Below are 23,533 nucleotides of genomic sequence, written 5' to 3' on the forward strand. Positions count from 1 at the left end.
CCTAGGGGTCGGCGGCCGGCGGTTCGGTCCACCGGCGGGGTGGACACCCCCGCCGATCGGCGGGGGTCCGAATCGGCTACCGGATTCACGCAATTCTCATCCGGGGTGCGGAACCATGGAACACGGAGCCCCCTGTGGGCCCTGGCCGCTCGGAGACCGGGTGTGCGGGCCGCTCCGTCCCTCCGCGGGTGTCGTACGGATGCGTCCCCCACGTTGATCGTCTGGAATTGGAGCTGTGTCCACTGTGAAGCCGGCGCCCACCGCCGTTCCCGCCGCGCAATTCGGAGCACGTGCCGGGCTGCTCGCCCGCTGGCGGCCGCGAGCCGCTGCGGGCACGGTCTGGTACCTGAGGCTGCTGGCCCTGCTCAACCTGGTGGCGGTGCTCGCCGTCCCGTTCCGGGACCAGGTGCAGGAGCACAACGAGGGCGAGTACTTCACCCCCTACCTGCTGACGGCGGGTCTGACCACGGTGCTGCTGTCGCTGTTCCTCGCGGTGGCGATGCGTCGGCGCAAGCGGGCCGCGTGGATCTTCAACGCGGTGGTGTCCGGGCTGTTCTCGGTGCTGTACGTGCTGCTGATGCTGCTGCCGGGCGGCGGGTTCGCGGACCACCCGCTGAACTACGTCTCCACCGTGCTGACCGTCGGCTTCTTCCTGGCGCTGCTGATGGGCCGCCGCGAGTTCATCTCCAAGGGCGACCGCTCCAACCCCAAGACGGGGGTGGCGACCTTCTTCGGCGGGCTGCTGCTCGGCGGCGTGGTCGGTGCGGCGCTGGTGCAGCTGACCAACACCATCCACGGCGCCGGCTTCGGCACCAGGTTCGGCTACGCGGTGGCCCGGATGGTGACCATCACCCCGTCCGGCCGGCTGGCCGACGAGATCGCCGTGCCGACCTGGGTGAACGCCTTCATCAACGCCATGGGCGCGGTGCTCTTCCTGCTGGTGCTGTACCTGGCCTTCCGCAGCCCGCGCGGCCAGGAGCTGCTGACCGCGGCCGACGAGGTGCGGCTGCGCGAGCTGCTGGACCGGCAGGGCGAGCGGGACTCGCTGGGCTACTTCGCGCTGCGCCGGGACAAGGCGGTGATCTTCTCGCCGTCCGGCAAGGCGGCGGTCGCCTACCGGGTGGTCGGCGGCGTCTCGCTGGCCTCCGGCGACCCGATCGGCGATCCGGAGGCCTGGCCCGGGGCGATCGACGCCTGGCTGCAGGAGGCCCGCGAGCACGCCTGGGTGCCGGCCGTGATGGGCGCTTCAGAGGAGGCCGGCGTGATCTACGCCCGGCACGGCCTGGACGCCCTGGAGCTGGGCGACGAGGCGATCGTCGAGATCGACGAGTTCTCGCTGGACGGCCGGGCCATGCGGGTCGTCCGGCAGGCGTACAACCGGGTCAAGCGGGCCGGGTACACGGTGCGCATCCGCCGCCACGAGGAGATCCCCGACGAGGAGATGGCGGCGCTGCTGGACAAGGCCGACCACTGGCGGGACGGCCAGACCGAGCGCGGCTTCTCGATGGCGCTCGGCCGGCTCGGCGACCCGGACGACGGCCGCTGCGTGATGCTGGAGTGCCACGACGGCGACGGCGAGCTGCGCGCGCTGCTGAGCTTCGTCCCGTGGGGCCGCAACGGCCTCTCGCTGGACCTGATGCGCCGGGACCGCGACAGCGAGAACGGCCTGATGGAATTCATGGTGATCGAGCTGCTGCAACGCGCCGACGAGGTCGCGCTGGAGCGGGTGTCGCTGAACTTCGCGATGTTCCGTTCCGTTTTCGAGCGCGGCTCGCGGCTGGGCGCCGGGCCGGTGCTCCGGCTCTGGCGCTCCGTGCTGGGATTCTTCTCGCGCTGGTGGCAGATCGAGTCGCTGTACCGCGCCAATGCGAAGTACCGCCCGATCTGGGAGCCGCGTTATCTGCTCTTCGAGAAGAGCAGCGAGATTCCGCGCATCGGTATCGCGAGCGCCCGCGCCGAAGGCTTCATCACGGTGCCGAGTCTGCCCGCACTGTTCCGTCGCCGGCATGTCCGGGCCGCCGCCGCACAGGCGCTGCCCGGCGGGGGGCCGGCGGCGGAGCGGGACGGGAAGGGGTAGTCCCTCCGCCGGGGGGCGGAGGGCCGCCGATCGGGGGGTGCCACCCGCCGGATCGGTAACCCCCCTCCATCTTGAGTATGATCCGCGATTCGCCTCGCAAGGTGACGCGCTCCTTTTCCCCCGTCCCTACCGTGGAAGTACGGCCGGAGAATCCCGGCCCTACGGGAAATGTCCCGGGAATTGCACGGCGGGGCGTCGAGGGGGGCGTCCGGCCGAAAAGCGGACGGGGAGATTCAGCGGTGGAGCGGACGGCTCGTACGGGGGGCGTGCGGAAGGGCCCGGCGCCGGTGGCGGTCAGGGCGGCCGCGGCCGAGTGGGGATCGTTGTTCGGCACCGTCCGCGACCATGTGCGGCGGCACCGGTTCGCCTCCGTCCCGCTGGCCACCGCGGCCACCCTGCTGGTGCTGGCCTTCTCGGTGGTCCAGCACCTGCCGGGCGGCGAGCGGCTGGTCACCCAGGTCGGGGTGGTGCGGGCCGCGCTGCCGCTCGGGGTCTCCCTGCTGAGGACACCGCTCTCGCTGTACGTGCCCGCGCTGGACCTGCCGGTCTGGGGGGCGCTGGTGCAGGTGTTCCTGGTGTTCGGGATCGCAGAGATCGTCATCGGCCGACGCCTCACCGTGGCCGTCGCCTACGCCTGCACCCTCGCCGGGACGCTGTTCGCACGGATCGGCGTGCAGCTCGGGCCGGAGCACCTCTTCGGCCTCCCGAGCGCGGTCGGCCACGTGCGGGACACCGGGCCCTCGGCCGCGGTGGTGGCGCTCGCGGTGTGCGTGGCGATCCGCTGCCGGGCCTGGTGGACGGGCGGGGCGGTGGTGCTGGCGATGGTCGTGGAGGCCGTGCTGCTGCCCAACCTCGCCGGCCTGGAGCACGTGGTGGCGGTGCTGGTGGCCGGCCTGATCGCCGCCTCGCTGGAGGTGTTCGGCCAGTTCTGGCCGCGGGTGCTGGCGGGCGTCGGCGCGGCGGCCTCGGTGGCGGCCGAGGCCGGGCCGCGGGCGGCGGTGCCGGCGGCGCACTGACCGGTCAGGCCCGGGGCAGCGCCAGTTCGAACCAGACGACCTTGCCGACCGCCTTGCGGGCGGTGCCCCAGCGCTCGGCGAGCTTGCTCACCAGGTTGAGGCCGCGGCCGTGCTCGTCCAGCGACTCGGCCGGCTCCAGCGACGGCAGGTTGTGGTTGTCGTCGCTGACCTCGACCAGCAGCTTGTCCACCCGGATCAGCTGCAGCTGGACGTGGTCCCTGGCGACCCGGACGGCGTTCGTCACCAGCTCGCTGACCAGCAGCTCCACCGTGTCGGTGAGGGCGGTCAGCCCCCAGCCGGCGAGCCGGTCCCGTACCAGGGCGCGGGCCCGGCGCACCTCCTCCTCCGAGACGCCGAGCTCCCAGGTCGCCACCTCGCTCGGCGGGACGCCGTCGAAGCGGGCGACCAGCAGGGCGACGTCGTCGGCCCGGTCGTCCGAGTGCAGCCGCTCCAGCACGGTGTCGCAGGCCTCGTCCGGGGTCTGCTTGGGGTCGATCAGGTTGCCGCACAGCGCGGCCAGGCCCTCTCCTATGTCGCCCCCGCGGACCTCGACCAGGCCGTCGGTGCACAGCACCAGCATCGAGCCGTCCGAGACGTCGATCCGCTTCGCCACGAACGGGACGCCGCCGACGCCGATCGGCGCGCCCTCCGGGATCTCCAGCAGCTCGCCGCGGCCGTCCGGGTGCACCAGCACCGGCGGGACGTGGCCGGCGCTGGCCAGCTCGCAGGTGCGGTTGATCGGGTCGTAGACCGCGTACAGGCAGGTCGCCAGGTGGTCGTCGCCCAGCTTGTGCGCCAGGTTGTCCAGGTGGCGCAGCAGCTGGCCGGGCGGCAGGTCCAGTGCGGCGAGGGTCTGCATGGCGGTGCGGAACCGGCCCATCGCGGCCGCCGAGTGCAGTCCGTGGCCCATCACGTCGCCGACCACCAGGGCGACCCGGCTGCCGGGCAGCTGGATGGCGTCGAACCAGTCGCCGCCGACCTCGGCCCGGGAGTCGCCCGGCAGGTAGCGGTGGGCGATCTGCACGCCCGGGATGCGCGGCGGGCGGGTCGGGATCATGGAGCGCTGCAGGGTGGTGGCGACCCGCGACTCCGCCCGGTGCAGCCGGGCGTTGTCCAGCGACAGCGCGGCCCGCGCCGCCAGCTCCTTGAGGGTCGCCGCGTCCGACTTGTCGAAGGGCGACCGGTCGGACAGCCGCAGCAGCTTGAGGATGCCGAGCACGGTGCCCCGCGCCGACAGCGGCAGCACCAGCATCGAGCGGCCGACCACCACCGGGACGAGGTCCGGGCCGCCGCCGAGCGAGGCCGCGTAGTCCACCGCCACGTCCGGGTCGATCACCGGCACCAGCACCGGCTGGTTCTCCTGCAGGGCCAGGCCGGGCGGGGTGGAGCGGGGCATCGCGAGCAGCGCGCCCTCGTCCAGGACGTGGTCCCAGTGGCCGGGGGAGCTGTTCACCGCGCGGGCCACCCGGCGCAGCATCGTCCGGTCGTCGGGGCGTTCGTCGGGCAGCTCCGAGTCGGAGATCAGCCCGTCGAGGAGGTCCACGCAGGCGAAGTCGGCGACCCGCGGGACGAGCACCTCGCACAGCTCGCGGGCGGTGGTGTCGAGGTCCAGGGTGGTGCCGACCCGGTTGCCGACCTCGCTCAGCAGGGCCAGCTGCTCGCCGGCCTGGCTGACGGTCAGCACCTCCACGGACGGCGGCGCCGGCGGGGCCGGCACCCCGGGCACCTCGGGGCGGTGGGCGTCCGGCCCGTCCGGTCCGCCCTGCGGCGGAGCGGACCCCACGGCGGTGCGGTCGGGCGCGGTGCCGTTGGCGATGGACTCGATGGCGGGGCCTCCCTGGCTCTGGCCGTTCGCGGTGGCCGCCCCGGACTCGCGCTGCCCGGGCACGGTGGTGCCGATGGCCCGCCCGTCGTCGGCGCCGCGCGCCGCGCCCGCGGAGAGGACCTGCAGGCCGATGGTGCCGCGCCCGCCGGGCGCCGCCGGATCGGCCGGGCGGCGGGCCGCCCGCGGCCGGTCGGCCCGCTGCTGCGGCGTCGGGTAGCGGCGGACCAGCCCGGCCGCGACCCGTGCCGCACCGCGGCCGGTCGGCTCGTAGGGGAGGACGGGGAGTCTGGTCGCGGCGTCCACCCAGAGCGCGGGCACGCCGACCGCGGCGACCTGGTCGAGCAGCCGGCGGCGGCGCTCCTGGGAGCCGCGCGGCAGCAGACTCTCGAACGGCACCGCGCCGGAGCGGCCGACCGGGGCGAAGGCGGGGGCGACCCGGTGGAAGGCACCGGTCGCGGCCGGCGCCGCCGCGTACGCGAGCAGCCGCTCGCCGAGGGCGATCCGCGGGCCGCCGGCGCGCAGCGGGCGGGCGTCCGCGGCCAGGGCGAGCAGGCTGCGGCCGGTCGGTTCGACCAGGGGGTAGGCCCACCAGATGACGTCGCGCAGCCGCTCCTCCCGGTCGACCACGGCCATCGAACCGGCCCAGGCGGTGTCGAGCTGGGTGAGGTCGTCGAGCGTGTCCAGGGCGTCGCAGCGCCGGGCCGGTGCGCCCGGGCGGGGCGAGCCGGTCTCCGGCCGGGGCTCGACGCCGGGCAGCAGGCCCGAGGCGGTACGGCCGCAGGCGACCTCGGCCCGGTGGCCGAACAGCTCCTCGGCCGCGCGGTTCCACAGGGCGATCCGGCCGTCCGGATCGACCATCACCGCGGCCACGCGCAGCAGGGCGACCACTCCGGAAGGAGGGTCACCCGTGCGGTCTTCGGCGGTCGGTGTGGAGTTCGGCTCGTCCACCATGGATTCGGTCTGCTCCCGCCTGGCCGCCGTGCCTGGGGGCGGCCGTCGTGTGGGGGCGGCGGCGTACTGGACCTCGTCTCCTGCCGCTCCTGTGTGTCCCGTCTGTTGTACGCCTGCACCCGTGCGGCACTGGGGCGTGCCTGCGGTGCAGCACCGGTGCGTCCTCCAGCGAAGCACGTGCGAGGGCGGCTTCGACAGCGAATCGCGGAGATTCCTCGGTATCAGTTACATGTCATTGGGTGAGCGCCCGTGTGCGCTGCGAGTTCAGTCGGACGGGGTACCCGGACGGAGCCTCCGCGTCCGGTCCGCACCCCCCGGTAGGGTGGCAGGCTCGGAAACCGGGTGCATGCGGAGGCGGACTGGTGAACGCGGAGAGCCCCGTCCAGTGGAGCGATCACGAGCGGCTGCTGCTGGAGGAGCGGGTCGCCGCTGCCGAGCTGGCCTGGCTGACCCTCGACGTCGACGTCGAAACCCTCCGGGTGGAGATCGACAACTTCGCCCTCGTCCACCACCGGCTGCTCGGCCCGCTCTACGCCAGCCTCGACGAGCTGGACGCGCTGATCGCCGAGACCGTCGCCGCCCGCAGCGGCGATCCGGAGGCGCTGCGCCGCGCCGCCGAGGCCCGCAGCCGGGTCGCCGAGCCGGACGACCCGGCCGCCGCCGACCTCGCCCCGGAGCCGCCGGCCGCCGCGAAGGTCCGCCCCGACCGGGACGCCCAGCGGATCTACCGCGACCTCGCCCGCCGCGCCCACCCCGACCTGACCACCGACCCGGCCGAGCAGGAGCGCCGCTCCGCCTTCATCGCCCGGGTCAACGAGGCGTACGCGCAGGGCGACAACGCCGCCCTGGAGGAGCTCGCCGGGGAGTGGTCCACCGCCCCCGAGAGCGCGCCCGCCCCCGACTCCCCCGAGCGCCCGGACTGGCTGCTGCGCCGCCTGGAGTGGCTGACCGCGCGGATCGGCCAGCTCGCCGCCGAGCAGGTCCGGCTGGAGCGCACCCCGATGGGCGAGCTGCTGCTGCTGGCGCCGCAGGAGCCGGAGCGACTGCTGGAGGAGCTCGCCGAGCAGCTGCTCGGCCGGGCCGCCGAGCGGCGCGCCGAGCTGGAACGGCTGCTCGGCGGCGCCGATCCGCAGGGGCCGCACTCCGGCGGTCGGCACAATGGAGGGGAGGACCCCTCCCAGCACCGTTCCCGCCCCGACTCCCAGGAGAACCCGACGATGTTCGCGCAAGCGCTGCCCACCACCGACGCCGCGTCCGTGCCGGCCGACGCCGCCCTGCTCGACGTCCGCGAACAGGACGAGTGGGACGCCGGCCATGTGGACGGTGCGCTGCACATCCCGATCGGCCAGGTGATCGCCCGGCTCGGCGAGCTGCCCGACGAGAAGCTGTACGTGGTCTGCCGGGTCGGCGGCCGGTCCGCGCAGGTGGTGCAGTACCTGGTCGCGCAGGGCCGCGAGGCGGTCAACGTGGACGGCGGCATGTTCGCCTGGGAGGCGGCGGGCCGCCCGATGGTCGGCACCGACGACCGGGCACCCTTCGTCCTCTGACACCTCCCGCACGGCGCCGGGGCCGGTACGCGGCCCGGCGCCGTGATCCTCCTGTCGTCCGGCGCCGCGGTACGGCAGGATGGCCGGCAACCGTCGCCGCAGGGCAGCCGCAGGGGAGGAGACCGCCGTGCGCACCTGGTCCACCCCCGCCCTCGCGGTGATCTGCCTGTCCGGGGCCGGCATGCTCGGCGGCACCGCGCTCCTGCTGGGCGTGCTGTTCCTGCACAACGCCCCGCCCAATGCGCTCTCGCAGCAGTACCGGGAGCAGCTCGACGGGATCGTCTACCCCGAGTTCGAGCAGAACTGGAAGCTGTTCGCGCCCAATCCGCTGCAGCAGAACGTCACCGTCGACGCCCGGGTGCAGACCATCGCCGAGGACGGCGAGGTGCACACCCGCGACTGGGTCGGCCTGACCGCCCGGGACGCCGCCGCGATACGCCACAACCCGGCGCCCAGCCACGTCGACCAGAACATGCTGCGCCGCGCCTGGGACTTCTACGAGTCCACGCATCCGACGGAGGAGGGCGCGCCCGCGCCCGGGCAGCGCGGCAAGCTCGCCGAGGAGTACCTCAAGCGAATAGCCCTGCAGCGGTTCGGCCGCACCGCCGGCGGCGAGCGCATCCTGCAGATCCAGTTCCGCTCCGCGGCGGTGGCCGTGCCGCCGCCCGCGTGGAGCACCGAGCAGCCCGCGGAGCCCGCCGCGCCGCAGGAACTGCCCTGGTGGCCGGTGGACGAGGACGACTACCGGGGGCTGCTGTGAGCGAGACCCGCACCACCGCCGAGACCGCCGAGACCGCCGCCCCCGCCGACGAGCGGGCACCCGCCGCGGCGGCCGTGCCGCCCACCCGCTTCGAGCGCTTCTTCGACGCCTTCACCGGCACTGTCTTCGGCCGCCACCAGGCCGCCGTGGTGCGGATCGGCTTCGGCCTCGCCTGGCTCGGCTTCCTGCTCCGCGAGTGGCCCCACCGCCGGGTGCTGTACGGGGACAGGTCGCCCTGGTCGGCCGAGCTCTCCGACGGGCTGCTGTCGGCCACCCACGCCTTCACCGTGCTCTCCTGGTCGGACGGCCGGCTCTGGTTCGAGACCGTCTACCACCTGGGGATCGCCGCAGCGGTGCTGATGGTGCTGGGCTGGCGCACCCGTGCCACCGCCGTGCTGTTCGCCGTCACCGTGCTCTCCCTGCAGAACCGCAATGTGCTGGTCGGTGACGGCGGCGACAACGTCGTCCACCTGATGGCGATGTACCTGGTGCTCGTCCGCTCGGGCCTGGTGTGGTCGCTGGACGCCCGGCGCCGGGCCCGCCGGCCGCCGCGCCCGCCGGGGAGGTGCGGGCGGTGGCGGACGCGCTGGCCACCATGCTGCACAACTGCGGCATGGTGATCATCGCCGCACAGGTGGTGCTGATCTACTCCACGGCGGGCTGGTACAAGGTCCAGGGCTCCCGCTGGCAGAACGGCACCGCCCTGCACTACCCGCTGCACCTGGACTACTTCACCCCCTGGCCGGAGCTGTCCGCGCTGCTCGGCTCCAGCCTGCTGATCACCTTCGTGCTCAGCTACGGCACGGTCGTCCTCCAGGTCGCCTTCCCGTTCACCCTGGTCAACCGGCGGCTGAAGAACGTGCTGCTGGCCCTGATGATCGCCGAGCACTCGGCGATCGCGGTCGTCCTCGGCCTGCCGTTCTTCTCGCTGGCGATGATCGCCGCCGACCTGGTGTTCCTGCCGACCGGATTCCTGCTGCGGCTGGGCGCCGTACGCCTCCCGGCCGGGTGGCGCCGCAGCGCCTAGACTGCCCGATATGCCCTGGTCCGTTGCGCTTCGTGACACTGCGAAGGCCGGACTGGTCCCGGCACGCGAACTCTCCGACCCGCGGCGGTCGCTGCGCGGGGCGGTGGCCGTCGCCCTGGTGGTCTTCCCGGTGCTGGCCGTCGCCGGGACGGGGCCCGCCACCTCCGCCGCGATGGGCGCCTTCATCGCGGGCACCGCGACCTTCCAGCGCACCTTCCGCCCCCGGGCGGGGCTGGCGGCCGCAGCCGGCCTGGGGCTCGGCATCAGCACCTTCCTCGGGTACGCGGCGGTGGGTGTCCCGGGCGCCTTCCCCGTCCTGCTGGCCGTCTGGTCGTTCGGGGCGGGCATGATCTGGGCGATCGGTTCGACCGGCGGCACCGTCGCCGCCACCACGGTCTCCGTCATGCTGGTCGTCGTCCAACTGCCCGTCAGCATCCCCACCGCGGTGGGCCACGGCCTGCTCTGCGCGCTCGGCGGCGCGGTGCAGGCGCTGACCGGCGCCCTGTGGCGGGTCGACCCCTGGCGGGGCCACCGCGACGCCCTCGCCGACACCTACGCCGAACTCGGCGACTACGCCCGCCGACTGCGCCACGACCCGGTCGCGATCGTCGACCCCGAACCCTTCATGACCGCCCGGCGGGCCGGCGCCCTGACGGCCTGGCAGGCCAGGCACCGCCCGCCCGAGCTGAACGGGCTGCGTGCCGTCGCCGAGCACATCCGCCCTGCGCTCGCCGCGCTCGCCGACCCCGCGGTGGGCGCCCCCGCGGAGGGTCCCGGCCGGGACCGGGCCCGGGAGATCCTCGCCGCGGCCGCCGAGCTGCTGGACGCCCTGGCCGCCTCCGTCCGGGCCGCCGAGGCGGTGCGGCCGCCGACCGGCACCCCCGCACTCACCCTGGCCGAGGCCGCCGAGAGCCCCGAGCTGCCCCGGGCGGCCCGCCGCTCGGCCGAGCGGCTGGCCACCCAGATCAGCCGGGCGGTGGGCGCGCTCGACCGGCAGGACCGCTCCGCCGTCCGTACGCCGCAGCGCCGCCGCCCGTCGTTCTGGCAGGTGGTGCCGGTCGGCTTCGCGACCGTCAGGCGGCAGCTCCAGCCGCGCTCCGCGGTCTTCCAGCACGCCGTCCGGCTGTCCTGCGTGGTCACCCTCTCCTACCTGGCGGCGCGGCCGCTCGGGCTGCACCACGGCTACTGGGCGCCGCTGACCGCGGCCATGGTGATGCGCCCGGACTTCGCGCAGACCTTCAGCCGGGGCGTGGCGAGGCTGGCCGGCACGGTCGTCGGCGTGGCCGTCAGCACCGCCGTCGTCCAGGTGCTGGACCCGGGGCCGTGGCTGTCGACGGCGCTCGCCGTGGTGTGCATCTTCGGCGCCTACCTGACCATCCGCACCGGGTACGCGTTCACCACCGCCTGCGTCTCCTCCTACGTGGTGTTCCTGCTCGGGCTGCAGGCCGGCGATCCGCTGGAGACCGCGCTGGAACGCGTCCTGCTGACCCTGCTCGGCGGCGCGATCGCGCTCGGCGCCTACGCGCTCTTCCCGACCTGGCAGACCGCCAGGCTCGCGGAGCGGCTCGCCGAGTGGCTCGCCGCGGCCGGCCGCTACGGGGCCGCGGTGATCGGTGCGTACGGCGACCCGGCCGGGCGGGACGACCGGGAGGTCCGCGACGCCCTGCTGGACGCCCGCGAGGCCCGGGCCGAGCTGCTGGAGGCGATCGAGCGGGCCGACGCCGAGCCCGTCCGGCACGCCGACCGGCTGCCCGACCTCTCCCGCAAGCAGCTCGACCGGGCCCGCACCGCGGTCGGACTCCTCGCCCGCAGCGCCGTCCTGATGGAGGCCCACCTGCCCGGCGCCGGCAGCCGGCCGGTGCCCGGCGCCGCCGACTTCGCCGAGGAGCTCCGCTACTCCACCGCGATCGCGGCGGCCGCCGTGCTGATCGGCGAGCAGGTCGACTTCGACGGGCTGCGCAACGCCTATGCCCGCTGGGACGGTCGCCCGGACCGCGGGGCGGAACGCTCCACGGCCGGGCACACCGACGCCCCGGGCGCCGGCCAGGACGACCGGGACGCGCTCGCCCGGGCCGGCGCCAAGCTGATGCTGCAGGCCCTGGGCGACCTCGAGAAGGCCGTCCGGCCGCGCCGCGTACCCTCGGGGACGTGAGCGAGACCGGAGTGCCCCACGAGGGCGAGCAGTACGACGACGCCTTCGTGCAGACCGCCGACGACCGCGAGATCGGCGTCGGCCCGCATCCCGGGCCGTGGCCCGAGGGCGACCACTGGGACCGCGAGCTGCTGGCCGCCGGCGACCGCCGCAACGTGGTCGACCAGTACCGCTACTGGACCCGCGAGGCGATCGTCGCCGACCTGGACACCCGCCGGCACGGCTTCCACGTCGCGGTGGAGAACTGGCAGCACGACTTCAACATCGGCTCGGTGGTGCGCACCGCCAACGCCTTCCTGGCCGAGCAGGTGCACATCGTCGGCCGGCGCCGCTGGAACCGCCGCGGTGCCATGGTCACCGACCGGTACCAGCACGTGCGCCACCACGAGTCGGTGGCCACGCTGGCCGCCTTCGCCGCCGAGCGGGGGCTGCCGGTCATCGGCATCGACAACCTGCCCGGCGCGGTGCCGCTGGAGACGTACGAGCTGCCGGAGCGCTGTGTGCTGCTGTTCGGGCAGGAGGGCCCGGGGCTGACCGCGGAGGCCTGGGAGCACTCCTCGGCGGTCTGCTCGATCGCGCAGTTCGGCTCGACAAGGTCGATCAATGCGGGGGCGGCCGCCGCCATCGCCATGCACGCCTGGATCAGGGTGCACGGGAACGGCGCCGGCCGCCCGTGACGGCGGCTCAGCCGAACAGCAGCCGCCAGGTGTGCGGACCGGGGTAGCCGTCCGCCTCGGCGCCGCGCCAGCCCTGGGCGAGCTGGAACGCCTCGACGTTGCGCCGGTCGCCCTCGGTCCACTCCGGGCCCGGGCCCACCGCGTAGTACGCGCCGAAGCCCTTGCGTACCAGCTGCTCGCCGAGCAGTGAGACGGCGGCGTTGACCTTCCCCGGACCGAAGGCGTCCACCCCCGGGAAGGCCGGAGCCGCGGGAGCCCCCGGCAGCCGCGGCACGGTCGGCACCGGCGGCACCGTCGGCACCGGCGGCACCGGCGGCACCGGCGGCACGGGAAGCGGGGGCGGCACCGGCAGCGGTGCGGCCGGAATGGCGCTGCCCCGGCCGCTCACCAGCAGCGCCCAGGTGTCCTTGCCCGGCAGGCCGTCCGCCTCCGTGCCGCGCCAGCCCTGGGCGAGCTGGAACGCCTGGGTCGCCAGCCGGTCGGTCTCGCTCCAGGCCGAGTGCGGCCCCTCGGGGTAGAACCGCCCGCCGCCGCGGGCGACCAGCATCTCGCCGAGCCGCTTGACGTAGGGGTTGGTCTGCCCGGGGCCGAACCAGCCGAGGCCGGGGAAGGCCGCCTCGTCCGTGGTGGCCGCGAGCCCGCGGTAGCGGTAGGGCAGGTAGGAGCCGGAGTGGTTCCAGTACGCGTAGGGGGTGCTGCGCCGGATCGTGTTGGGGCTGGTCTGCTCGTAGGCCGTGTAGCGGGTGTGCGAGGAGTCCGTCCAGCCGCCGAAGAGGACGGCGTGCGAGCCGCCCTGCGGGCTGGAGGAGTCGTTGTAGATCAGCGCGTCGCCGGGCTGGAGCTCGTCCTTGCCGATCCGGTCGGCGAAGTTGGGCAGCGTCCAGGTGGTCTGGCTGCTGCCGAGGCCCCAGGCCATCGAGATGAAGCCCGAGCAGTCCTGCCGGTAGCCGTCGGACCAGTAGCGGCTCATCGAGTACGGCACCTTCTGGTCCACCCAGCGCTGGGCACGGGCGATGATCTCCTCCCGGGTGGTGGCGCGCTGCAGGGCCCGCGGTTGCTCGGCCTCGGCGCCGAACGGGCCGGCGACCTCGCCCTGCGGGGTGGTGGGTGCGGGGCTGTCCGCGGCGGCGGCCCGCGGGGCGGCGGCTATGGCGCTGGTGGCACCGCCGAGCGCGGTGCCGACCGCCGCGACCAGGACGGCGGCTCGGCGGGCGCCGTGGACGGCCGGCCGCCCGTCGGGGCGGTGGGCGGCGTGCGACCGCGCGAGGCGGCGGGCGCCGCAGCCGCGGCAGCTGCAGCGGTCGTCCGGCTCGACCTCGGTGAACTCCATCAGCACGGTTGGGTCCCTTCCTCGTTGTGCGGGAGAGGGATGTGTTCCACCGTCAGCCGACGGAATATCACCTGTTAAGTAACAAAATATTACAAGCCGGTGAAGAGATGTCGGACGGAACCGTCGGGGTGTCAGCCCCGGCTCACCTCGGCACCGGCGGGTTGGCCGGTGAGAACTCCGGCTCCGACCAGGCGAGGGCGGTGGCCCGGGCCAGCTCCACCACCTGCTCGACGGCGTAGTCGACCGCCGGGGCGGCCGGGTCGGACCAGTCCACCTCGGCGCGGCCGGTCAGCAGCAGGGTGCCGCCGGTCTCCCAGTCGGGCAGCAGCAGGCCCGCGGAGGGGTTGAGCTCCAGGTTCCCCAGGGTCATGAACATGCTGTTGCCGGGGTACTCGGGCCAGCGCAGCCGGTCCGGGCCGAGCACCCGGACGAAGCCCGGATTGCCGCCCCGGTGCGAGGCGTCCACCCGGCCGTCCGGCCCGGCGGTGGCGATGAAGAAGGTGTCGGCGCTCGCCACGGCCAGCCGGCCGCCCAGTGTCAGCCGGCCTCCCGAGGAGGCGGTGGCGGCCGTGGCCGGCCCGGCCGCGGGGAGGTCGTGCGGGCTGCGCCGCTGGATGTACTTGGGGCAGTTGGCGTACACCTGGTCGGCGGTGATCCGCAGCCCCTCCGGGCCGTGCGGGACGGAGCGGCCGTTGAGCCGCATCCGGCGCCGCCCGGCCGCGTCCAGGGCGATCGTGCCGACCTCGGCCGGCCCGGCCAGCACCTCCGCGAGCGGGTCCCCCGGGACGGGGCGGGCCGCCACCGTCACGGTGTGCTCGCCCTCGGCCCGGACGAATCCCGCCGGCCCGGAGAGCTGGGTGGCCCACAGCCGCCCCGTGCGGTCGGCCGCGCCGACCACGACCGTGCGCCGCTCGGCCAGGAACCGGGCGGCCACCGGCGGAATGACGCGACCGATCGACCGCCCGGTGTGGTCGGCCCGCTCCTGCTGCCCGGCGCGCCGCTGTACGGCCCGCTCGCCCTCGTGCCACATGGTCTAGAAGAACCCGCAGGTCGGGGCGGTGCCGTCGGGGGCCGCGGCGCCGGTGACGGCCACGCCCGCGGCGGTGAAGACCTCCAGTCGGATGCCGTCCGGGTCGGTGAAGAAGATGCCGCCGGAGTCCGCGCCCTCGCCGTGCGGGACGACGCCCTCGTGGGCGAACGCGGCGCCCAGCTCCTTGAGGACGGCCTCGGCCGCCTGCACCTCCTCGACCGAGTCGACCCGGAAGGAGAGGTGGTGCAGCCCGGGGGTGCCGGGGGAGAAGGTGCCGCTGCTCTGCTCCCAGAGGGTGAGCACCAGGGTGCCGTCCCGGCCGAGCAGGGCGTGGCGGCGGCCCGGCTCGGCGGACTCGGCGGCCACCTCCAGGCCGAGCAGGCGGCTGTAGAAGGCGACCGAGCGGGTCAGGTCGGTGACGTTGAGCCCGACGTGGCCGGTCTGCAGGGTGCGGGGGGCCAGGGCGGCGGTGGACACGACGCATCACTCCCGGAAGAGGGGACGGCCCGGTCGTCTAACCGGTACTACTGACAGTACGGGTTAGATGATCGGGGCGCAAACCGGTATGGGGTCGTGTAATGGTTAGATGATCCGGCTACTCCCACTGCCAGCGGATGCCGACCTGGCCCGGCGGCTGGTCCGGCGCCAGCACATGGGCGCTGGCCGAGGCGCCGATCCACAGCTGATCCCGCTTGCGGTCGACCTCCGCCCCCGGGTCCCGGTCGAAGCGCTCGCAGTGCGCGGGCACCGCCCCCGGGTCGAAGTGCACCTGCAGCACGTACTCGCGCACCGGCACCGCGAAGAAGCGGCCGTAGTCGGTGGTCGGCCCGGTGTCGGGGATGCCCACCTCGTACTCGAAGACGGTGGAGTCGCCGAGCGCCAGCGGGCGGTCCAGCAGCAGCTCGGCCACGAGCAGCCCGCTCTCCGGGCGGCGGCGGACCCGGCCGAGCCGGGCGTGCCGCACCGAGGTGATCTCCGGGCAGCCGACGGCGCCCTCGTCCGCCTTGTGCACCACCACGCAGCGGGCCACCCCGCCGACGGTCGCCCGCACCACCTGGCGCATCCTCAGCAGGTGGCCGCGGCGGTTGGCGTCGACGAAGTACGAGTCGTGGATGGAGAGGCGCTCCAGGTCGCCGGTGGGCGGGGCGTCCAGCTCCTCGAAGACCTCGGCGATCTCCTGCTCGCCCGGCCAGACCTGCTCCACCCGCAGGGCGTCGTGGGTGGTCGGGGCGATCCAGCGGCCGCGCGGGCGCGGCGGCCCGAGCAGCGAGGAGAGCGTGCCGCGGCGCAGCGCCAGCAGCTCCTCCAGCAGGTGGACGGCGCGCAGCGAGGCGGCGCGTTCCGGCTGGCTGCGCCCGCGGCGCCAGTAACTGAGGGTCGTGACGCTGATCCTGACGCCCTGGTGGGCCAGGGCGGCCCTGATCCGGTCGAGGCTGAGCCCGCTGGCCTCGATCGCGGCGTTGAGCACCTCGGCGAAGCCCAGGCCGTGGCCGGCCGCGGCCGGCTGCGGGGGCGCGGGCTGCGGCGGGACGGCGGGCTGCGCGGGCGGCCTGACCGGTGTGCGCGCGGGCGCCGGGCCCGGGGCGCGCTCGGCCGCCGGCCGGGGCTGCCGGCCGTACGCCGGACCTGCGTCCCGTTCTCCGACCAGCCTGAGCCGGCCCGCTTGCTGCGGCTGCTGTGAACCCATCCGGAAACCTCCCCCACCAGGCGAGTTCGGCGGCGTCGGCCCAGCGTTCCGTGATCGGGCTGCCACACCGAGCTGGGGGCACACCCTACGCACCGTCGAGAGGCTACGTCATCAACTCGGACATATGACAGTGGTCACGACAAAAAAGTCCTGGTTCACGGCGGATAGAAACACATCCGCAACAGTGCGGCCGGCACGGGCCCGAAAGGGGTCCGCGCCGGCCGGCGGGCGACGGCTCAGGAGACGGTGAGCGCGGTGTCGTCCACGACGAAGCTCGTCTGCAGCGAGGAGTCCTCGGTGCCGGTGAACTTCAGCGTCACGGTCTGCCCGGCGAAGGCCGACAGGTCGAAGGACTTCTGCACGAAGCCGCTCGCCGCGTTGGCGTTGGAGTAGGTCGCCAGGGTGGTGGAGCCGGCCGTGACGGTCAGCCTGTCGTACGCGGTGCTGCCGGTCTCGGCGGTGTCCACGTGCAGCCAGAAGGTGAAGGCCGCCTTGCAGCCGGCCGGGATCGACACGGTCTGCGAGACCGAGTCGGTGTGGGCGGAGCCGTAGCCGTCCATCCAGGCCTTCCAGGAGCCGGAGTGCGCGGCCTCGGAGGCGCTGTTGTCGACGACGCCGGAGGACGCCGTCCACGGGGCGGCGGTGCCGGTCTCGAAGCCGGCGTTGCCGAGCAGTTGGGCGGCGGTGCAGCCGCCGGTGGGCGGCGGGGTGGTGCCGCCGCCGAGCAGGGCGGTGGTCAGCGAGTCGGCGATCGGGGTGCCCCAGCCGGTGACCTGGTCGTAGCCGGTCTTGGTGGAGAAGTCCTGGTTCTTGCCGGTGGTGATGTCGTGCAGCACGCTGCCGTAGCTGCTCGAGTTCGCCAGCGAGTAGAGCTTGGGGTTGGCCTCGCCGAGCACGGCCTGGCCGGCGGCCTTGGCCTTCTGGTTGTACAGCGCGGTGTAGCCGGACCACAGCGGGGCCGCGGCGGAGGTGCCGCCGTAGACCTGCCAGCCGCCGGTGGTGTAGATCGCGAAGCCGCTCGCCGGGTCGGCGTTGGAGGAGATGTCGGGCACGGTGCGCATGGTGCCGGTGACGCCGGTGCCGGTCTGCCAGCTCGGCTTGGCGAACTGGGTGGAGACGCCGCCCCCTGCGGTGCTCCAGGCGCTCTCCGAGGAGTACGCGTTGCCGCTCACCTTGAGGTTGGTGCCGCCGACGCCGGTGTTGTACGGGCTGGACGCCGGGAAGTCGACCGCCTTCACGGTGGAGCCGCTGGTCGAGCGGGTGCAGTCGCGGGAGCCGTCGTCGCCGGAGGCGGAGAAGATCGATATGCCCTGGGCCGCGGCCTGCTTGAAGGAGTTGTTCACCGCGGTCATCGAGGACGGGGTGGTGTCCGGCTCGCAGGAGCCCCAGGAGATGGAGATGACCGAGGCCCGGTTGTCCGACACGATCTTCGCGGCCATGTCGATCTCGCCCTGGTCGCTGTTCGGGGCCTCGTAGATCAGCTGGGTGGCCTTCGGGGCGACGCCGCGGACGATCTCGCTGTCCAGTTCCACCTCGCCCTGACCCTCGCCCGGCGAGGAGTCGTAGTTCGCGCCGTCCACCGACACGGTGGAGACCGCCGGGCCGCTCAGGCCGTACTGGGTGTCGTAGGTGCGCAGGTCGGCGGAGCTGTAGCCGTCGAACTCCCAGAGGGCGACGGTCACGCCGGTGCCGTCGGCGCCGACCTTGTCCAGTCGGTAGGCGCCGTCGTACTGCGCCGGGGCCAGTCCGTTCGGCGCCGCGAGCGGTGCGGCGGCGTTCGGCTTGACGGCCCGCGAGGTGCGCACGGTGTGGTTGTCGAGTCCGGAGATCCCCTCGACGGTGCCGGCCAGCTCGGCCGGCACCGTCGCGGCGGCGTCGTTGGCGAAGAAGGTGCGCCCGCCCTGCTGCGGGTCGCGGTACGAGCTCTCGTGGGTGCCGAACGCCTTCGCCACCCGGTCCGCGGTGCCGCGGACGTTCACCACCTGGCGGTTGGCGCTCACCGAGGTGACCGTCAGGCCCTGGCCGGTCAGGAAGGCGCGCACCTTCGCCACGTCGGCCTCGGTCGGCCCGTACGCGGCGGTGAACTGCGCCGGCGTCAGGTACCGCCCGTACTCGGGCGATCCGGGGGTGCTCACGGCCTTGAGGAAGCGGTCGAGGTCGGCGGTGTTGCGCAGCTTCAGGTTGACCGACACGGACAGCGTCCGGTCGGCGGGCAGGTCGCCCTGCTTCTGCGAGCGGGCCACCGCCGGGGTCACGGTGTTCGGCAGGGCCACCCGGGAGGCGGCCTGCGGGGTCGGGGCGGCCTGGGCGGTGGAGGCGCCGAGGGAGGCAACGGTCAGGGGCAGGACGGCGATGGCCGCGGAAAGAGCGAGCGAGCGGGGTCGCACGGGTTCCTCCGGAAGGTGTGGGGCGTTCCGGGATCGAAAACGCTTGCACGAAGTTCTCAGAAAGCGCCCAGGAATGGGCCCATGCGGCAGCAATCGCTTGCTAAAAAACAGTCAACTGTGGAATCCGGATTCATCAACAGAATGAATGTGAATTCATACAGTGAATGGTTCCGGGCTGCGGAGCACTACACTCGGCGGCATGGCTGACCCCCGCGACCCGCGCCCGCTGATCGGCGAACCGCTCGCGCTCGATCTGCTGAACACGCGCTGGCGCGACGCCGGTGAGCAGGACCTCCTGGCCGACCTCGACGGCTACCGCACCTGGCTCTCCTCGGCCGGCCTCGCCGACCGCTGCCCCGCCGACGAGGCCTCGCTGAGCGCCGTCAGGGCAGCCCGCAGCGCCCTGGACGCCCTCGTCGACACCCCCGGCACCCCCGAGGGCGTCGCCGCCCTCAACGCCGTCCTGGCGCACGGCCGGCTCCGGCACACCCTCACCGCCGACGGCCCCGCCGAGACCGCCGAGACCGACACCCCGCAGCAGCTCGCCGCCTGGCTGGCCGCCGACGACTACCTCTCCCTGCTCCGCCTGGGGGCCCACCGCATCAAGCGCTGCGCACACCCCGCCTGCATTCTGCACTTCTTCGACACATCGCAGAACGGCCGCCGCCGCTGGTGCTCGATGGCCGTCTGCGGAAACCGCTCGAAAGCCGCCCGCCACTACGAGCGGACGATCGGCGAGCGCACGGCTGCCCCTTAGGGGCGCCGGGAACTGCGCAATTCGGAGCGGCTGCCTTACGGATCATGGGCCGGCCCATTCCGTTTTGACGCCCGCATCCGAATTGCGCAGTTCCCGCACCCTTGGCGGCTCGCCCCCTCCTACAGGGCTGTTGCAAGGTCGATGTGATCTTGCAAAGCGCCTGGTCATCGGGGGTGTGACCGGAAAGACCGAAGCTCCGTTGGTGTGAGTGACCTCTCAAGTCGCTTACTACCAACGGAGCTTCGGTGTTCTGTGAGTCTTCCATGCCCGCGGCCGTGCTGTCGTGCGTTGTCACCGGTGCGGGTGACGGGCCCGAGGCGTGGGACCCGCGGGATCGGCGCGGACGGCGGTATCCACTGCTCGCACTGGTCCGCGCGGCGGCCTGCGCGGTGGTGGCCGGGGCCCGTTCGTACGCGGCGATTGGTCAGTGGCTACGGCGCGCCCCGCAGCACACGCTGGAGAGGCTGGGCTTCCCGCCGCGCGGCGCGCTGGGCGTGCGGCCGGCGGCGTCGATGGACACTGTGCGCCGTGTGGTCGAGAAGCTGAACCCGGCCGGGCTCGCTGTCCTGCTGCAGCCGGTCGGCGAGCCGGGTCCCCGGCCACGCCGGCTCGCGGCGGACGGCAAGAGCGCGAGGGGCTCACGCACCCGAGACCGGCAGGCCGCCCACCTGCTCTCGGTCGTCGACCAGGACGACCGTCTGCTGGCTCAGCTGCGGGTGCCGGACGGGACGAACGAGATCCCGTGCCTGCGGGACCTGCTGGCGGCGCTGGACATCTCCGGTACGGTCGTCACCGCCGACGCCCTGCACACCCAGGTCGAGACCGCCCGGTTCCTGGTCGAGGACAAGAAGGCCCACTTCGTCCTGACGGTGAAGGCCAACCAGCCGACCCTGCACGCCAGCTGCCGGGCCTTGCCCTGGAAGCAGGCCACCGCCAAGTACTACGACCGCAGCCGGGGCCACGGTCGCACCGAGACCCGGGTCGTCCAGGTCCTCACCGTCTCCCACTTCGCGTTCCCGCACGTCAGGCAGGTCGCCCGGATCACTCGTCACCGCACCGAACAGGCCACCGGCAAGCGGACCCGCGAGACCGTCTACGTGGTCACCGACCTGCCCTCGTCGCGGGCGAAGCCCGAGAACCTCGCCCAGGCCGTCCGCGGGCACTGGGGCATCGAGAACAAGATCCACTACGTTCGTGACACCCTCTGGGACGAGGACCGTTCCCAGGTCCGCACCGGTCACGGCCCGGAGAACATGGCCGGCTTGCGCAACACCGCGCTCAACCACCTGCGCGCCGACGGCGCCACCAACATCGCCGCGGCCGTCCGCGACCTGTCCTACGAACCCTTCACCAAGCCCCTCGACCTCCTCGGCATCCCCCGTTGACCAGCGCGAATGCCAGAGAAATCAGACCTTGCAAGAGCCCTGCCCCCTCCTACGGGCGGGAGGGGCGGCCCAGCCAGTGGGTGAGGGCGGCCCGGACCTCGGAGCGGCTCGGGTCGACCGCGGCCCAGGCCGCGTAGCCGTCCGGCCGGACCAGCAGCACGGTGTCCCGCAGCTTGCCGTGCGGGTCCGCCGGCGCCGCCGTCACCACCCGGCCGGACCACTCCTCGGCGGCCGGCTGCTCGTCGTTGCCGATCAGCACCGAACGGCCGGAGCGCAGTGCCTCGTACAGCCGCGGGGAGTCGCCCGGCTCGTCCACCGCCAGCCGCAGGTCGGGGATGCGCCGTCCGACCAGCGGGTGCGCCTCCCCGGCCGGCGGGTACGCCACGGCCAGGCCGGAGACCGTCCGGGCGCCGCGCCGGGCGAGCGGGCCGAGCCGGTCCGCCGCGGCGGTCAGCACCCCGCCGGCCAGCCGGGCCGGCAGCGACTGGGCCAGCGCGATCCGGATCAGCGCCCCGGAACTGCGCAGCACCGCCCGCCCCACCGGGTGCCGCTCGGCCTGGTAGGTGTCGAGCAGTGCGTCCGACGCCCAGCCCTGCACCGCGGCGGCGAGCTTCCAGCCGAGGTTCGCGGCGTCCTGCAGGCCGGTGTTCATGCCCTGCCCGCCGGCCGGGGAGTGGCAGTGCGCCGCGTCGCCGGCGAGGAACACCCGGCCGGAGCGGTAGGTCGGCACCTGGCGCTCGTCGCTGTGGAAGCGGGACGACCACCGCACGTCGTGCAGTCCGTGGTCGGAGCCGAGCACCGCGCGGAGCAGCCCGGCCAGTTCGACGGTGTCCACCGGGGAGCCGTCCGGCAGGCTGCGGTGGCGGTCCCAGGCGACCACCCGGTACCAGCCGTCGCCGAACGGCACGACGAGCGCGAAGCCCGCCTCGTTGGCGGCGACCGTCAGAACCTCCTCCGGTGCCTGCTCCAGCCGTACGTCCGCCAGCATCACCGAGTCCACCACCGAGGTGCCCGGGAACGGCAGGCCGATCAGGTCGCGGACGGTGCTGTGCACGCCGTCCGTGCCGACCGCGTACGCCGCCCGGTGCGCCGCGGGCTCGCCGTCCTCCCGGACGTCCAGCCGCACTCCGGTGGCGTCCTGCCGCAGCCCCACCACCTCGACGCCCCGCCGGATCACCGCACCGGCCTTCAGCGCCCGCTCCTGCAGCAGCCGTTCGGTGTTCGACTGAGGGGTGATCAGGACGAAGGGGAACCGCGTCGGCAGGTCGCCCAGCTCCACCCGCAGCCGGCCGAACAGGCGCAGCGAGGACAGCGCGGTGCCGGTGGCGATCAGGTCGTCGGCCAGGCCGCGGGCGTCCAGCTGCTCCAGTGTCCGTGCGTGCACCGCGAACGCCCGGGTGAGGTTGGACTCCGCACCGCGCTTCTCCAGCACCGTCACCCGCACCCCCGCGGCCGCCAGGTCGCCGGCCAGCAGCAGCCCGGTGGGCCCTGCGCCGACGACCACGACATCGGAGTCGAGCTGCCTGTCAGCCATGTGTCATCTCCCGTTGGTCGTAACGACGAGCGGGCCGCGCGGTTCTCAGTCCGCTCTCAGACTCCCATCATCCCGGGCCCATCAGGCGCTGTGAGCCTCTTTGCCATGACAGAGCCCGCAACGATCCTGGCCGACACCCCGGCGACCGGGGACAAGGTACGGACGAGCCTGGTCGAGGTGGTCGTCCCGGTCTACAACGAGGAGCACACGGTCGAGCGCTGCGTCCGCCGGCTGCACGCCTACCTCGCCGAGACCTTCCCCTACCCCTACCGGATCACCGTCGCCGACAACGCCTCCACCGACCGCACCTGGCAGGTCGCGACGGCGCTGGCCGCGGAGATCCCCCAGGTCAACGCCGTCCACCTGGAGCTCAAGGGCCGCGGCCGCGCGCTGCGGCAGGTCTGGGGCGACAGCGACGCCGACGTCGTCGCCTACATGGACGTCGACCTGTCCACCGGCCTGGAGGCCTTCCTCCCGCTGGTCGCCCCGCTGCTCTCCGGGCACAGCGACCTCGCCATCGGCAGCCGGCTGCACCGCGGCTCGGCGGTCGTCCGCGGGCCCAAGCGGGAGTTCATCTCGCGCACCTACAACCTGCTGCTGCGGGCGACCATGGCGGCGAAGTTCTCGGACGCCCAGTGCGGCTTCAAGGCGGGGCGCACCTCGGTGGTGAAGCAGCTCCTCGACGAGGTCGAGGACAACGCCTGGTTCTTCGACACCGAGCTGCTGCTGCTCGCCGAGCGGTCGGGGATGCGCATCCACGAGGTGCCGGTGGACTGGGTCGACGACCCGGACAGCCGGGTGGACATCGTCCGGACGGCGGTCGACGACCTCAAGGGCATGGCCCGGGTGGCCCGCCGCTCGCTGGCCGGCGCCGCCGACATCCAGGCCCCCGAGCGGGTCCGGCAGGCGCAGCTGCCGCCCGGCCTCGGCTGGCAGCTCGCCAGCTTCGCGGTGGTCGGCACGCTCTCCACCCTGGCGTACGTGCTGCTGTACCTGGGGATGCGCCAGCTGATGCCGGCGCTGGCCGCCAACTTCCTTGCGCTGGCGGTCACCGCTGTCTTCAACACGGCGGCCAACCGCCGCTTCACCTTCGGTGTGACGGGGCGCCGGGACGCCCTCAAGCACCAGGTCGAGGGCGGTATCGCCCTCGCCGTCGGGCTGGTCCTCAGCAGCGGCGCGATCGCCCTGCTCGGTGCGGCCGCCCCGGCCGCCGGGCACTCGGCGGAACTCGCCGCCCTGGTCGGCGCCAATGCGCTGGCCACCCTGGTGCGCTTCCTGCTGCTGCGGGTGTGGGTGTTCAACCCCCGCCGCGCCCGCCGGTGAGGCGGCGGGCCGGGGAAGGCCGGCGGCCCGCCCCCGCGGTGCGGGAGCGGGCCGCCGACTCGTGCCGG

Annotated in this window: 16 protein-coding genes and 1 pseudogene; 10 read left to right on the forward strand and 7 right to left on the reverse strand. The window is 74.0% G+C overall.

The genetic code is table 11. The annotated features are described in order from the left end of the window. Nucleotides 1-235 precede the first annotated feature (235 nt). Entirely contained in the window at nucleotides 236-2,077 is a 1,842-nt protein-coding gene (locus tag ACQ614_RS18895; protein ID WP_431679702.1) for a phosphatidylglycerol lysyltransferase domain-containing protein, read from the forward strand. 287 nt (nucleotides 2,078-2,364) lie between these two features. Then, complete coding sequence (locus ACQ614_RS18900) at nucleotides 2,365-3,093, forward strand: hypothetical protein (RefSeq protein ID WP_431679703.1); 729 nt, start codon at nucleotides 2,365-2,367, stop codon at nucleotides 3,091-3,093. 4 nt (nucleotides 3,094-3,097) lie between these two features. Here the strand turns inward: ACQ614_RS18900 and ACQ614_RS18905 are convergent, their stop codons facing one another. Beyond that, the gene (locus ACQ614_RS18905) at nucleotides 3,098-5,869 is read right to left on the reverse strand and encodes a SpoIIE family protein phosphatase (protein WP_431679704.1); all 2,772 of its coding nucleotides are present in this window, start codon (nucleotides 5,867-5,869) and stop codon (nucleotides 3,098-3,100) included. A 362-nt stretch (nucleotides 5,870-6,231) separates the two neighbouring features. Between ACQ614_RS18905 and ACQ614_RS18910 the strand changes: the two genes are divergently transcribed. The 5 genes and pseudogenes from ACQ614_RS18910 (at nucleotide 6,232) to ACQ614_RS18930 (ending at nucleotide 12,032) form a co-directional block, all read left to right on the forward strand. Further along, nucleotides 6,232-7,416, forward strand: coding sequence for a rhodanese-like domain-containing protein (locus ACQ614_RS18910; protein WP_431679705.1), 1,185 nt, complete (start codon nucleotides 6,232-6,234; stop codon nucleotides 7,414-7,416). A 127-nt stretch (nucleotides 7,417-7,543) separates the two neighbouring features. Next, nucleotides 7,544-8,176, forward strand: coding sequence for a DUF5819 family protein (locus ACQ614_RS18915; RefSeq protein ID WP_431679706.1), 633 nt, complete (start codon nucleotides 7,544-7,546; stop codon nucleotides 8,174-8,176). A 74-nt stretch (nucleotides 8,177-8,250) separates the two neighbouring features. After that, nucleotides 8,251-9,203: pseudogene (locus tag ACQ614_RS18920) on the forward strand (HTTM domain-containing protein). Nucleotides 9,204-9,213: 10 nt separating this feature from the next. Continuing rightward, on the forward strand, nucleotides 9,214-11,355 hold the full coding sequence (locus ACQ614_RS18925; RefSeq protein ID WP_431679707.1) for an FUSC family protein: 2,142 nt from the start codon (nucleotides 9,214-9,216) through the stop codon (nucleotides 11,353-11,355). Then, a complete protein-coding gene (locus tag ACQ614_RS18930; RefSeq protein WP_431679708.1) occupies nucleotides 11,352-12,032 on the forward strand; it encodes a TrmH family RNA methyltransferase in 681 nt (226 codons plus the stop codon). Before ACQ614_RS18925 ends, ACQ614_RS18930 begins: the two co-directional genes overlap by 4 nt. Before the next feature lie 7 nt (nucleotides 12,033-12,039). Here the strand turns inward: ACQ614_RS18930 and ACQ614_RS18935 are convergent, their stop codons facing one another. The 5 genes from ACQ614_RS18935 to ACQ614_RS18955 all read right to left on the reverse strand — a co-directional run bounded on the left by ACQ614_RS18935 (nucleotide 12,040) and on the right by ACQ614_RS18955 (nucleotide 18,466). Further along, on the reverse strand, nucleotides 12,040-13,362 hold the full coding sequence (locus ACQ614_RS18935) for a peptidoglycan-binding protein (RefSeq protein ID WP_431683961.1): 1,323 nt from the start codon (nucleotides 13,360-13,362) through the stop codon (nucleotides 12,040-12,042). A gap of 142 nt (nucleotides 13,363-13,504) precedes the next feature. After that, the gene (locus ACQ614_RS18940; RefSeq protein WP_431679709.1) at nucleotides 13,505-14,392 is read right to left on the reverse strand and encodes a pyridoxamine 5'-phosphate oxidase family protein; all 888 of its coding nucleotides are present in this window, start codon (nucleotides 14,390-14,392) and stop codon (nucleotides 13,505-13,507) included. A gap of 3 nt (nucleotides 14,393-14,395) precedes the next feature. Next, complete coding sequence (locus ACQ614_RS18945; RefSeq protein ID WP_431679710.1) at nucleotides 14,396-14,869, reverse strand: VOC family protein; 474 nt, start codon at nucleotides 14,867-14,869, stop codon at nucleotides 14,396-14,398. Nucleotides 14,870-14,987: 118 nt separating this feature from the next. Continuing rightward, entirely contained in the window at nucleotides 14,988-16,079 is a 1,092-nt protein-coding gene (locus ACQ614_RS18950) for a hypothetical protein (protein WP_431679711.1), read from the reverse strand. Nucleotides 16,080-16,315: 236 nt separating this feature from the next. Then, a complete protein-coding gene (locus tag ACQ614_RS18955; protein WP_431679712.1) occupies nucleotides 16,316-18,466 on the reverse strand; it encodes a protease pro-enzyme activation domain-containing protein in 2,151 nt (716 codons plus the stop codon). 199 nt (nucleotides 18,467-18,665) lie between these two features. Between ACQ614_RS18955 and ACQ614_RS18960 the strand changes: the two genes are divergently transcribed. Both ACQ614_RS18960 and ACQ614_RS18965 read left to right on the forward strand, forming a co-directional pair. After that, nucleotides 18,666-19,223 carry a CGNR zinc finger domain-containing protein gene (locus tag ACQ614_RS18960; RefSeq protein WP_431679713.1) on the forward strand — a complete coding sequence of 186 codons (558 nt, stop codon included), beginning with the start codon at nucleotides 18,666-18,668 and terminating at the stop codon, nucleotides 19,221-19,223. Nucleotides 19,224-19,486: 263 nt separating this feature from the next. Continuing rightward, on the forward strand, nucleotides 19,487-20,608 hold the full coding sequence (locus tag ACQ614_RS18965; RefSeq protein WP_431676013.1) for an ISAs1 family transposase: 1,122 nt from the start codon (nucleotides 19,487-19,489) through the stop codon (nucleotides 20,606-20,608). Between the two features lie 49 nt (nucleotides 20,609-20,657). Here the strand turns inward: ACQ614_RS18965 and ACQ614_RS18970 are convergent, their stop codons facing one another. Then, entirely contained in the window at nucleotides 20,658-22,142 is a 1,485-nt protein-coding gene (locus ACQ614_RS18970) for an FAD-dependent monooxygenase (protein ID WP_431679714.1), read from the reverse strand. A 105-nt stretch (nucleotides 22,143-22,247) separates the two neighbouring features. On the opposite strand from ACQ614_RS18970, the gene ACQ614_RS18975 reads away from it, so the two are divergent. After that, a complete protein-coding gene (locus ACQ614_RS18975) occupies nucleotides 22,248-23,465 on the forward strand; it encodes a glycosyltransferase (protein ID WP_431679715.1) in 1,218 nt (405 codons plus the stop codon). Nucleotides 23,466-23,533: the final 68 nt, after the last annotated feature.

Origin of the sequence: Kitasatospora dryopteridis, assembly GCF_050749075.1 — a bacterium.
Lineage (GTDB): Bacteria > Actinomycetota > Actinomycetes > Streptomycetales > Streptomycetaceae > Kitasatospora.